Source organism: Brevibacillus sp., assembly GCF_003521185.1.
GTDB lineage: Bacteria > Bacillota > Bacilli > Brevibacillales > Brevibacillaceae > Brevibacillus > Brevibacillus parabrevis.
In genome coordinates, this window is the sequence record NZ_DOTK01000079.1 from 38456 (window position 1) to 51123 (window position 12668).

General features: G+C 52.0%; 12 protein-coding genes. 1 reads left to right on the forward strand and 11 read right to left on the reverse strand.

What is annotated here, in order from left to right; translation table 11 throughout:
* The first annotated feature begins 6 nt into the window (after positions 1-6).
* Entirely contained in the window at positions 7-873 is an 867-nt protein-coding gene (locus DEP07_RS23465) for a LysR family transcriptional regulator (protein WP_173595774.1), read from the forward strand.
* Here the strand turns inward: DEP07_RS23465 and DEP07_RS23470 are convergent.
* The 11 genes from DEP07_RS23470 to dxs form a co-directional block, all read right to left on the reverse strand.
* Positions 867-1757: a metallophosphoesterase gene (locus tag DEP07_RS23470; RefSeq protein WP_122965857.1), complete on the reverse strand. Its 891-nt coding sequence runs from the start codon at positions 1755-1757 to the stop codon at positions 867-869. The two genes, DEP07_RS23465 and DEP07_RS23470, sit on opposite strands and share 7 nt — an antisense overlap.
* Positions 1726-2304, reverse strand: a complete 579-nt coding sequence (locus DEP07_RS23475; protein ID WP_122965856.1) for a beta-class carbonic anhydrase — start codon at positions 2302-2304, stop codon at positions 1726-1728. The genes DEP07_RS23470 and DEP07_RS23475 overlap by 32 nt, the downstream gene beginning before the upstream one ends.
* Before the next feature lie 94 nt (positions 2305-2398).
* Complete coding sequence (locus DEP07_RS23480; RefSeq protein ID WP_122965855.1) at positions 2399-2626, reverse strand: hypothetical protein; 228 nt, start codon at positions 2624-2626, stop codon at positions 2399-2401.
* Between the two features lie 589 nt (positions 2627-3215).
* On the reverse strand, positions 3216-3587 hold the full coding sequence (locus DEP07_RS23490; protein WP_287103109.1) for a hypothetical protein: 372 nt from the start codon (positions 3585-3587) through the stop codon (positions 3216-3218).
* A 364-nt stretch (positions 3588-3951) separates the two neighbouring features.
* Positions 3952-4740 carry a sporulation transcription factor Spo0A gene (gene spo0A / locus DEP07_RS23495; RefSeq protein ID WP_005827306.1) on the reverse strand — a complete coding sequence of 263 codons (789 nt, stop codon included), beginning with the start codon at positions 4738-4740 and terminating at the stop codon, positions 3952-3954.
* 338 nt (positions 4741-5078) lie between these two features.
* Positions 5079-6413, reverse strand: coding sequence for a SpoIVB peptidase (spoIVB, locus tag DEP07_RS23500; RefSeq protein WP_063226844.1), 1335 nt, complete (start codon positions 6411-6413; stop codon positions 5079-5081).
* A 164-nt stretch (positions 6414-6577) separates the two neighbouring features.
* On the reverse strand, positions 6578-8302 hold the full coding sequence (gene recN, locus DEP07_RS23505) for a DNA repair protein RecN (protein ID WP_242771795.1): 1725 nt from the start codon (positions 8300-8302) through the stop codon (positions 6578-6580).
* Positions 8303-8318: 16 nt separating this feature from the next.
* Positions 8319-8768: a transcriptional regulator AhrC/ArgR gene (ahrC, locus tag DEP07_RS23510; protein ID WP_122965851.1), complete on the reverse strand. Its 450-nt coding sequence runs from the start codon at positions 8766-8768 to the stop codon at positions 8319-8321.
* Between the two features lie 5 nt (positions 8769-8773).
* Positions 8774-9631, reverse strand: a complete 858-nt coding sequence (locus DEP07_RS23515) for an NAD(+)/NADH kinase (RefSeq protein WP_173595769.1) — start codon at positions 9629-9631, stop codon at positions 8774-8776.
* A gap of 113 nt (positions 9632-9744) precedes the next feature.
* Complete coding sequence (locus tag DEP07_RS23520; protein ID WP_122965849.1) at positions 9745-10563, reverse strand: TlyA family rRNA (cytidine-2'-O)-methyltransferase; 819 nt, start codon at positions 10561-10563, stop codon at positions 9745-9747.
* A complete protein-coding gene (dxs, locus tag DEP07_RS23525; RefSeq protein ID WP_063226839.1) occupies positions 10560-12443 on the reverse strand; it encodes a 1-deoxy-D-xylulose-5-phosphate synthase in 1884 nt (627 codons plus the stop codon). Before dxs ends, DEP07_RS23520 begins: the two co-directional genes overlap by 4 nt.
* Between the last annotated feature and the right edge of the window lie 225 nt (positions 12444-12668).

Below are 12668 nucleotides of genomic sequence, written 5' to 3' on the forward strand. Positions count from 1 at the left end.
GCGTTCGTGGACAAAGAAAGTTTGGAAGTGTTTTTGACCATCGCCCACCACGGGTCCATCAATCGGGCTGCACAGGCGCTGTTTCTGGCCCAATCTACTTTGACCCATCGGCTCAAGCAGTTGGAACGGCAAATCGGCAGTCCGCTGTTTGTGCGAACCGCCTCTGGCGTAAGTCTGACCGGAGAAGGCCGCAGATTGCTGCCTGTTGCCGCCTCGATCGTCGAGCAGATGCGCTCTTTCATCGAACAAAAGGAGCAAGCCCAGTCGATGACGATCGTCGCCGGAAAAGCATTTGTCGCCTACGAGCTTCCCCGCCTGATCGGCGAATACCGCCAGGCCAATCCCGGTTTCACCTGTTACGTGCGCTCTACGCTGTATGAAGAATCACTCAGCGCCCTCTTGACCGGAACAGCCGATATCGCCTTTCTCGGCAGCGAAATGTATCACCCGCACATCCACCAGGAGTTTTTGCCCAGCGACCGGATTTTGCTCGTCATGTCGCCCGAGCATCCTTGGGCCAATCATTTTCCCGGCTTTTCCGGCTGGGGGTCGCAGGAGATGATTTTGTTCGGCAACCATACCGCCCCCTATCGCCAGCGCATCGATCATTTTCTGGCGCGCAACAGCATTTTTCCAAACGTCATCATGGAGCTGGACAGCTTCAGCGCCGTCAAAAAAATGGTCGAACGCCAGCTCGGAATCACGATGCTGCCGGAGCGAACCATTTTGCGCGAGGTAGAGGAAGGCAGACTGGTCGCCCACGATATAGCAGAAGGAACTTTGCAGCGCCCGACGCTCATCGCCTATTTGCATCAAAAAAAAGAGGACGACGCTTTTCAGCAATTCGTCCAATGGATCAAAGATGCTTATTGATGCAAAGTCAACACGGTCAGCTCGGGCCTGCACAAAAACCGGACAGGCAAAATCGTCGTGCCCAGCCCTCTGTTCACATAGACTTGCATTTCGCTTTCGCCCGCGAGATACAAGCCGTTGACGTATTTGTTCGCAAGCTTGGGCGTCAAGACATGCCCGACAAAAGGCAACCGCACCTGCCCGCCGTGGCTATGTCCAGACAATTGCAAATCAATCGGATACAACGCCGCTTCGTCCGCTACGTCCGGCTCATGGGCGAGCAAAATTACGCTGCTTCCCTCGGGAATCCCGATCAGCGCTTTCGGCAAATCCGGCACGCCATTTAGAGCATCGTCTATTCCCGCTATGTACAAGGTGTCTGCCTTTTGGCGAATAGCCACATTGCGGTTGTCCAACACTGCAAACCCGGCAGATATCCACCCTTGGCGAATCCCGTGCTGCTGACCCGCCCGGTAATCGTGGTTGCCCAATACCGCAAACTTCCCCATCGGCGCCTGAAGCTGCGCCAGGATGGGGATAGCGGCAAAAAAGGGGCGCGTCTCTTCATCGACAATATCGCCCGTAAAGCAAATAATATCCGGCTGCTCGCGCATGATCAGGTCGACAATGCCTTGCAGTTGCTCCGGCTTGAAATAGTGTCCCAGATGCGCGTCGCTGAACTGGATCAACTTGCAGCCGCTAAAGGCGTCTGGCAGTCTGGGCAGTCGGAGTGTCATCCGCTCGATTTGCAGCCAGGTTCGCTCCCATGCATATCCGTATGTACCAGCAGCCAGACCGACTCCAATCAAGCCACCCAGCCACTTCATCGAACGCTGTAAAAAGGTCCGCCTTGAGACCGTGACAAGCTTGGGATCATTCACTAGCTTCCGTTCGCTCGTAGCCATTCACCACAACATCCAGGCGGCCTGTCGCCGGATCGATCAGCAATCCGTGGACATCGACATTGGCTGGCAGCAGCGGATGCTTTTTAATCGTCTCCACGCTGTTTCTCACGCTGTCCTCCACCCGGTCGAACCCGTGGAGCCATTTGTGCAGATTGATTCCTGCGTGTTGCAGCGTAGAGAAAGTCTGCTCAGAAACGCCTTTTTCCAGCATCTTCGCCATGGTGCGCTTGCTGTCGATGGCGCTCATCCCACAGTCGTAATGGCCGACGACGATCACTTCCTCGGCATTCAGTTCATAAATCGCCACAAGAATACTGCGCATAATACTTCCAAACGGATGCGATACGATCGCCCCCGCGCTCTTTACGTGCTTGATGTCGCCGTTGCGCATGTTCATGGCCTTCGGCAGCAACTCCTCCAGACGCGTGTCCATGCAGGAGAGAACTACCAAGCGTTTGTCGGGAAACTTGGTTGTCTGGTATTTTTCATACTCACGATTCGCTACAAAATCACGGTTAAATGCGAGAATTTCATCTAAATTGCGCATGCTGCAACACCTTCCTCGCTTTTAGTGGGTTGTATGTTTTCTATTGTACATACTTCTTCGTGTCGTTCAAGCGACTGCGGCAGTTCGCGGCGGATTATTTTCCTTTGTTCCTGTTCCGGTAGAGCTTCCAACCTTCCACAAGGTAGGTGACGATGAGCAGTCCAAGGCCCAGCGGCCAAAAATCGGGCTTGATCATCACAACGACGCAGGACAATGCTCCTCCGCTGATCAGGGTCAATTGGCGATAGGCGGGAAATTTCACGGTAAAGATCGTGACGATCACACCGAGCAGCAGGACGATGGTAGGGAAGTAAGTTGCCATGTTTACTCCTTTTTTGGGTGCGTTTTTGGGGATGGTTTGTTTGATTCCTAGTATATATTTTACAGGATTATCCATGGTGCTGTAATTGTTTTTTGAAAAGAACAAAAACGCCGAGTTCTGGTGCGGCCAGCTTGGCGTTTATTTTTTCATGAACCATTTTACTTTTTAAATTTAGCCGGATTTTCAACGTAACTTTCAATGACATAGCCGCAGCCCGTACATATGTGATAAGTGATGAGAGAACCGAGAACAAAAAACTTGTCTACGGGGAATATTCTCGCATCCCCGGACGGTTTCCCTTTTCCGATCTCACTGCACCCGCATTTTGGGCATTGTTCTTTTGGGTTTTCCATTTGGCACCTCGCTTTGTGGCTTATTTATGTTTTTCATTTGCCCTTAATTGTCCAATCTAAAGAAGTATGCTGGATATCATGCTTAATACCTAGTCGGTTCAGTTGATCAATCACGGATGGGAGTAAAAACTTATCGTTTATCTTGCATTCCCCTACCGTTTTCACTTTGAAAATGGCCTCTTCTACAGAGTTGACATACATAGATACTCTCTTCCTTTTCTATTGAAAATTTGTTTTTATTTGATTCCGAAATGCTCATTTATTTTTTGAAGATACTCATCATCCAATAACTCTATTTCCACTTTGACAATTCGTTTTCCCCAACCGTCAATATTCTTATTCAACTGTTTCATGTCATTTGCTAAAAACTCGATTTTTTTAATAAGGGTTTCAGCCTCTTCTGTCATTACCCGATATTTTCCACCAAGCTTTTCTGACTCAATGCCATCGTCTTTTAACAGTCTATAAATTTTTTCTTGTGCCTGGCCCCAATAATCAACACCAAGAATTGACCCTGTTCCTTTCCATTCACTCTCAATGTAACGCGGATCGATAATAACCAATTGACCTGAGTCTACTCCTACTTGACCTAGTAATTTGCGCTCCATTTGCTGGGCTCCTCATTTTCAAATTGAATCAAGTCATCGTTTTATCTTGCTCTTTGCTTGCGCGAGTATTGAGTGAGTCAGGCAAGTTAAATAATCTGAGAACTCTTTGGATTAACTACCCCTTCTCATCATACCAAAGATTTCCACAACCTTCGACTTGTTGAAGAATTACAAAGTGGCCAAATATGATTTTCGTCCGATCCATACAAAAAGACACTAGCTGGTGTGCTAGTGTCCTTTTTGTATTTTACATTTCGTTCAAATGAGCCGATGGACTACATCTGAAAAATTCGTTGATTACATCTACCTAATCGAGAAGGTGGGATAATACTCCATGTGACTCAAACCCGTGATATTTCTATCCCTAACTAATCTTCGCCTCAATCCTTAACTTATCCGCGACCATCGCAATAAACTCGCTGTTGGTCGGCTTCGCCTTCGTGTTCGAAATCGTGTATCCAAACAGGCTGGAAATTGAATCGAGATTCCCGCGGGACCAGGCGACTTCGATTGCGTGGCGGATGGCGCGTTCTACGCGGCTTGCCGTTGTGTTGAATTTTTTGGCGATGTCCGGGTACAGGACTTTTGTGATCGAACCGAGCAGCTCGACATCGTTGTACACCATCGTGATCGCTTCGCGCAAATACAAATAGCCTTTGATGTGTGCGGGCACTCCGATTTCGTGGATGATGCTCGTAATGCTGGCGTCCAGGTTGCGGCCCCGCACTTGCAGGGTGGACTGTGGCTTCACCGATGTGACGAAGGAGGAGGCTGGCTTCGTTGTGATGATCTGGCGGATGCGCTGCGCAAGGACCTCCATGTCAAACGGCTTGAGGATGTAGTAGGCAGCTCCCAGTTCAACCGCTTTTTTCGTAATCTCTTCCTGTCCGAATGCTGTCAGCATAATAATTTTGGGCTGCGGGCTTAACCGCATGGCTTGGATTTGCTCCAGGACGGCGAGGCCATCCAAGTGGGGCATGATAATGTCCAAAATCAGTACATCCGGTACTCGCTCCTGCAGCAAACGCACAACTTCATTGCCGTTGTACGCGACGCCAATGACGTTCATGTCATACTGGCTGCTGATATACTCTTCTAACAGGCTTACAAATTCTCGGTTATCATCTGCCAACAACACTTCAATCTTGCTCAAGGTCGTTCCTCCTAACAATGGACGGTCTTTTGGAAAGAAGGTGGCGTTCTAGAGGTTTTCATTTCTACAAACGATAAGTCCATACCATCTTTTTCTCTGAGAAAAATAATTCGACAAAGGCATATTCATTCCTGCCTATGACGAAAGATTGAATGATTTTACTGATATTTCGACAAAGAATACCTTCCTTTTTCCTTCATTCGTCAAGAGCCTCCACGACTTTACCATGCAAGCTGGCTTTGTTCCAGTGGAAGGTTATACATGTCGAGCAGAGAGACTTGACAGCATGAAATTAGCCGCCTCGCTTGATTGGCGTGACGGCTCGTCTCTTCGTATTCTCAGGCAGCCTGCCCGGTTTTGGCGTTCGATTGCGGCGCATTGCGCACCTGCACGCCTGCGTCCTGCAGCATCCACTCAATGTAGCAGCCGTAGCCGGATGTCGGGTCGTTGACGAAGACGTGCGTGACCGCTCCGACGATTTTTCCATTTTGAATGATCGGGCTGCCGCTCATCCCTTGGACAATGCCACCCGTTTTTTCCAGCAGGCGTTTGTCCGTTACCTTGATGATCATGCCTTTTGTCGCCGGAAAATGCTGCTTGATGACGTTGGCGATCTCGATATCGAACTCCTCCACCTTTTGCCCTTCGACGACGGTGAGGATTTTCGCCGGGCCTTCCACGACTTGCTCGGCAAGCGCTACCGGGAGCGGCTCGCGGTAATAGCTGCGCTTCGGTTCGTCCTTCATTTTGCCGAAAATGCCAAACGGTGTATTTTTGGTGATGTTCCCCAGCACTTCGCTTTCGTTGTAAAAGCGGGCGAATTTCTCTCCGGGATTGCCGCTCTGCCCTTTTTCGATGGACGTCACGCTTGCCTGCACGATTTGCCCATCCCCGACTACGATAGCCTGGCCTGTATCGACGTCGGAAATGACGTGCCCCAGTGCTCCGTACGCTTTGGAGTTGGGATCGTAGAAGGTCAGGGTGCCTACTCCGGCAGCCGAATCGCGAATGTACAGTCCCATCCGGTACTCCCCGTCTTTTTGGTCTTTTGCCGGTTGGAGCGTCAGATTCAGCTTTTCTTTTCCGCGCACGACCAAAAGCTGTACCGTGCTATTCTTTTTTCCGGCTTCGTTGATCAGCTTTTTGACTTCATTCATGTCATTGATGTACAGATCATTCATTTTGACAATCATGTCGCCGACGTGAATACCTGCCTGCTCGCCAGGGGAAGACTTGCTTTTGCCATTGTCCACGAGATGATGACCGACAACCAATACCCCCGCCGTTTGCAGCTTGACCCCGATCGACTGTCCACCAGGGTACAGACGCAAATCCGGCAGCACATTTACTTTGACAGCTGTCAGCGGAATGTTTCGCCATTTTACTTGCAATTGTGCTTCCCCAGCTCTGCGCGGCTCTACGGACATAGGCTGGCTCAGATCAACGGATACTTCGCGCGCTTCCGTCCCGTTGACGTGCAAAATGTCGGGATTGCTGTTGATTAGCGTGCCCATCACCGGCACGGAGACCTTGAGTTCTTCCAGAGACCCTTCCATCAAGCGCAATTCGCGGGGAAAGGAGGACAGATCGCGAAACGGGGTGGAACTCACGACAAGCGCCGTGATGAGGAGAAGGAGACTTCCCATCCATTTTCTTTTGTTTTGTCGGATCACCAGCAATCACTCCTACCGTTCCCTACCTACACCTACAAAGAGACACCTCCACCTTGTGTACCTTTAATGTTGCCCCCAGCCAAGCGGATTATGTCAGGAAATTGACTCATGTTTGTTAGCCAGCTGCAATCTTTTTGCCCATAAAAAAGACTGCCAACCAAAGCTTAGTTGACAGCCTTTCTTTCCCGCCCGAGCAAAATCATTTCCCGCGCGTGCTCTTCTGTTTTTGCCGTTACTTCTGCCCCGCTCAGCATGCGGGCAAGCTCTGTCACCGTCTCTTCTTCCGACAGCTTCGTCACGATCGTTTTCGTCTCGTTTTCGCTCATTTCCTTTTTGATCAGAAAATGGGCATCCGCCATGGAAGCTACTTGCGGCAAATGCGTAATGCACAGCACTTGCCGTTTTTGCGCGACGCGGGCGAGCTTTTCCGCAATCGCCTGGGCCGCTCTGCCGCTGACTCCCGTGTCTACCTCGTCAAAAATCAGCGTCTCGACCTGATCGGTTCCAGCCAGGATCGTCTTGATCGCCAGCATGACGCGGGACAGCTCCCCGCCAGAAGCGATTTTCGCTAACGGCCGCAACGGTTCCCCCGGGTTTGGCGAAATCAAAAACTCGATCTGGTCCATGCCATTCGCATCCACGAGCCGCTTGATGCCTTCGATTTCAACGCCTTCTTCATCAGGGGTTTGTCTGACGTCGATGGCAAAACGCGCCCGTTCCATATGCAGCTCTTTCAGCTGCTGCTCGATTTCCTGCGCGAGCTTCGTGGCGCATTCCTGACGAATGACGGACAGCTCCAGCGCCTCGACAGCCAAATCAGCCGCCAGCTCCTGCAGCCGTTTTTCCACCTGTTGCAACCGATCCTCATAGTGATGCATTTCGTCCAGCTCGTCGGAGATGGTCGCTGCATACTCCAAAATGTCATCCACGCTTTTTCCGTACTTGCGCTTCAAGGACTGAATCTGGTCGAGCCTGCGCTCTACTTCTGCCAGCTGCTCCGGTTCAAAGTCCAGATGGTACGAAAGCTGGCGCAGCTTGTGCACCACGTCCTCAATCTGGTAATACGCAGACTGCACCGTCTCCAAAATCGGCGCAAGCTGCTCCTCGTAGATCACGCCGCGCTCCAGCTCTCCCATGGCGTGACCGAGCCAATCCATGCCCTTCTGATCGCCGTGCAGCGAGCGGTAGGCGTCCTGGACGGTCGCGTAAACCTTCTCAATGTTCATCCACTTTTTGCGCTGCTGCAGCAACTTCTCGTCCTCACCCGGAGTAAGCGAAGCGCTTTCGATTTCGTCAAGCTGGTATTGCAAAAGGTCTATGCGCTGTACCAGCTCGCGTTCGTTGCGGGCCATCCGTTCGAGATCCTGTCGCGTTTTCCGGTAGGAGGAGTACAGTTTGCCGTATTCCTGCTTCGCCGCTCCCAAAGCAACTTCGCCGTACGCATCCAACCAGTTGATATGCTTGTCCGCCTGCATCAGCATGTGCGTGTCGTGCTGGCCGTGAACCGTGACCAGCCAAGGTCCAAGCTCGCGCAGCATGGCAAGCGTCACCAGTTGGCCGTTCAGACGAATAATGCTTTTTCCCTGGTTGGAAATGTCCCGGCGGACGACGAGCATGCCGTCTTGCTCTACTTGCACACCTACGCTGGCACACACCGCAAGCGCAGGATGGCCCGCAGGCAGTTCAAACAGCCCTTCCACCTCTGCGCGCAACTCGCCGTAGCGCACAAAATCTGCGGACGCACGACCACCGAGCAGCAGTCCGAGCGCATCGATGATGATCGATTTTCCGGCGCCGGTTTCCCCTGTCAGGATGTTCAACCCGCGTTGAAACGAGACCGTAACCGATTTAATGATGGCAAAATTTCGGATAGAGAGTTCCACTAGCATCTGTTGCGACCACCTTCTACAGCATTTCCATGAAACGCTTTGTGACTTCCGCTGTATTTTCCTTGGAACGGCAAATGATCAAAATGGTATTGTCTCCACTGATCGTTCCCATGATCTCGTCCCACGGCAGGTTGTCGATCAGCTCGGCTACCGCATTTGCATGACCGGAAAGGGTTTTCAGCACGATAAAATGGTCTGCCTGGTCAATGCTGACGAAAGAGTCGACCATCATCCGTTTGAGCTTTTGCATCGGGTTAAACTTTTGTTCAGCAGGCATGGAATATTTATATCGCCCATCAGGGAGTGGCACCTTCACGAGATGCAATTCCTTGATGTCTCGGGATACGGTCGCCTGCGTGACGTTGAATCCAGCAGCGCGCAGACGCTCCACCAGTTCGTCTTGAGTTTCTACCTCTTGGTTACTGATGATATCCCGAATACGGATATGTCGTTGCCCCTTGTTCATATGGATTACTCCCATTCACCTTGTAGTTTCGTGCGTATTGCTTCAAAAAAGCCGCCCTTTTTCCACTTGATCAGCGGTGTGACGTACGGAGACTTTTTAATGTAAATATGATCGCCGCCCTCCAGTCGATAGCCGAACTGGCCGTCAATCGACAGCCCCATCTCCTGATGGATGGCGTCGACTTCCACGCGAATCGTCTGGTTGCCAGACAGCACCATTGGCCGCGCTGTCAGCGAATGCGGCGCTACCGGAGTCAATAATAGCATATCCACATTCGGGGCGACGATAGGCCCGCCAGCTGACAAGGAATACGCTGTCGACCCTGTCGGAGTCGACACGATGACACCATCGCCGCTGAAAGTCGCGACATATTCGTCATCCAAGTAAACAGCACATTGAATGATGCGGCAAAAAGACCCTTTGGCGATCCCGATATCATTCATCGCTGTGTATGTCCCAAGCGTGCTGCCTTTGCGGACGAGAGCTGCTTCCAGCATGGCCCGTTCCTCAATGTCGTACTTGCCTGAAAGCAAATTGTCGACGGCAAGCGGCAAGTGCTCCGGCTCTGCTTCTGACAAAAAGCCCAATGTACCGAGATTGATCCCGAAAATGGGGATCGATCTCCCGGCGAGCTTGCGTGCGATGCCGAGCAAGGTCCCGTCACCGCCAAGCACACAGACCAGGTCGGCATGGTTACCGATCTCCTCAATCGGAGCGCCCAATTCCGCGCGCCCTAAATCAGATGCAATCGTCTCGTCCAGCAATACATTCGCTCCCCTGACCTCCAGGAGGTAGACAAGCTCCCGCGCCACAATTCTGGCCTCGGGCTTTCCTTTGTTTGCAATAATTCCTATCTTCTTCACATGGTCCACCCCAAACTGGTTGGTTGGAAATCCTTATACAAGTATACAACTTTTCATGCATAAATAAAAAGCCTCGTTTGCAACAAAACTCCCGAGGCTTTTGTTTTTTGTCCCTATTTTAATTTGGCATGAGCCTGCGCGACCACATCGCTGACGAGCTTCAGCCATTCTTCGGCGTTCATGCCGCCAGCGCTTTTGGTCACATGCATAACAAATTCAATATTGCCCTCTCCCCCTGTGATCGGAGAAAAGTCCAGCCCTTTCAGCGCAAATCCGAGGCCGCTGGCGAACTGGCCGATGTCTGTCAGCACCGCTTCATGCACTTGCGGTTCGCGGACGATGCCGTTTTTCCCGACCTTGTCCTTGCCCGCTTCAAACTGCGGCTTGACCAGCGCGACGACATCGCCATCCTGCTTCAAAAAACGGTACAAGACAGGCAAAATCAGCCGGAGCGAAATAAACGACACGTCAATCGAAGCGGCATCCGGACGTTCCTGTTCGAAAGCGTCCGGGTCCATATGGCGGAAATTGGTCCGCTCCATGACGACAACCCGCTCATCCTGGCGCAACGTCCAGGCGAGCTGTCCGTAGCCGACATCGATTGCATAGACGAGGCGTGCGCCATTTTGCAAGGCACAGTCCGTAAACCCGCCTGTGGAAGCGCCGATGTCCATCATGACTTTGTCCGTCATGTCGATGCCAAATACTTTTAATGCCTTCTCTAGCTTCAGTCCGCCGCGACTGACGTACGGATGAACCTCGCCTTTGACCGTGATGGCGACATCCTCGGTGAATTTCGTGCCGGGCTTGTCACATCGCTCCCCGGCCACTTGAACCAGTCCCGCCATCACGGCTGCTTTTGCTTTTTCCCGAGTCTCGTAATGACCTCGCTCGACGAGCAAAACGTCGATTCGTTCTTTTCTCACGCTCATGCTTCCAGTACACCCTTCGATATCGGCATCAAGGCGCGTACACGGGAAGCGATGTTCTCCGCTGTCAGCCCAACCTCTTGACGCTGTTCTTTTACACTGCCGTGTTCTACAAAATAATCAGGGACAGCCACGATCTGCACATTCATGCCATAGTAGCCCGCCCGATTGTAACATTCGATAACCGCGCTGCCGAATCCGCCCATCTCCGAGCCTTCCTCCACAGTCACGATGTCGTAGCCTTCCTTCGCCAGCCTGAACAGCAACTCCTCATCCAGCGGCTTGCAAAAGCGGGCGTTTACCAGCATCGGTCTGATTCCTTCCGCATTCAGCTGGTTGACCGCCTGCTCCGCGATCTCAAATACATGGCCAAAGGACAAAATCGCTACCTTTTTCCCTTCGCGGACGATTTCTGCCTTCCCGATCGGCAAAGCTTGCAACTCTTTATCGAGCGTCACGCCGCGAGCCGGCAGACGCGGATAACGGTACGAAATCGGCCCGTCGTACTCCATCGCTGTTTTCATCATGTGGCGCAGCTCGTTCTCGTCTTTTGGTGCCATGATGACCATGTTCGGAATGATACGCATGAAGGCAATGTCGTACATCCCTTGATGCGTCTCCCCGTCTGCACCGACGAGTCCTGCGCGGTCGACGGCAAACACCACGTTCAGCTTTTGCCGGGCAACGTCGTGAATCAGTTGGTCGTACGCTCTTTGCAAAAAGGTCGAGTAGATCGCAAGCACTGGCTTCAAGCCTTGTGTCGCAAGGCCAGCCGCAAAGGTACAAGCATGCTGCTCCGCGATCCCTACGTCAAACAGGCGATCCGGGTATTTTTGTCCGAACGGAATCAGGCCGGAGCCTGCTGGCATGGCAGGAGTAACCGCCACCAGCGACTTGTACTCGGCAGCAAGCTCGATCATCGTATCGGCAAACACCGAGGTGTACGTCGGAGCGGATTTTGGCGTGTCTCCAGACTCGATCTTGTACGTGCCGATGCCGTGCCACTTCACGGAATCCGCTTCGGCTGGCGCGTAGCCTTTGCCTTTTTTCGTGATCGCGTGGATCAGTACCGGCCCTTTGGTCTGCTTCGCCGTTTTCAGCGTATCGACCAAAAGATCCAAGTTGTGACCGTCGATCGGCCCGATGTACGTGAAGCCAAGCTCCTCGAATAGAACGCCGGACACGAGCAAATACTTCATGCTGTCTTTGAAGCGCTCGGCAATCGATGCCAGTTTGCCGCCGACAGCCGGAATGGACTTCAACAGCCCTTCAACCTCGTCCTTCGCCCACTGGTAGTTTTCCGTGGAGCGAATTTTACCCAGGTAGTTGTGCAGGGCGCCTACGTTCGGAGCAATCGACATTTCGTTGTCGTTCAGCACGACGATGACATTTTTGCGTTCGTGACCGATATGGTTCAACGCTTCCAGCGCCATTCCACCCGTCAGCGCGCCGTCGCCGATAACCGCCACGACATGGTTTTTTTCTTTTTTCAAATCGCGGGCCGTTGCCATCCCCATCGCTGCCGACAAGGAGGTGCTGCTGTGTCCGGTTTCCCAGACGTCATGCGGGCTTTCGATCATTTTCGGGAAGCCGCACAGCCCTTTGTACTGGCGCAAAGTCGGAAACATCTCCCGGCGGCCAGTCAACATTTTATGTACGTATGCCTGATGCCCGACATCCCAAATCAGCTTGTCCTTGGGACTGTTGAACACGTAGTGCAAAGCAAGCGTCAGCTCCACTACTCCGAGGTTGGGCGCAAGATGGCCGCCTGTCTGGGAGAGCGTCTCGACGAGAAATTGCCTGATTTCGGATGCCAGCGTATGTAACTGCTGCGAAGTGCACTTTTTCAGGTCTTGAGGATCATTTATGGTAGTAAGCAGCATTGGTATTCCTCACTTTCCACTGTTCGTTCTCCGGCGATTGTGCATGCTGCATTTCAATCCACCCCATGGAAAACTAGGCTTCTTCGGTGTTGCCCGAAGCCTAAACTCCGCTGAAATTCAACTTGATTCATTATAACGGTTTCTTCATAAAAACACCACTTTTGATCAGCAAGCGCAATCTTGCACGCAATTTCCTGCTACATTCTGGTAAAATAAAATGGATCA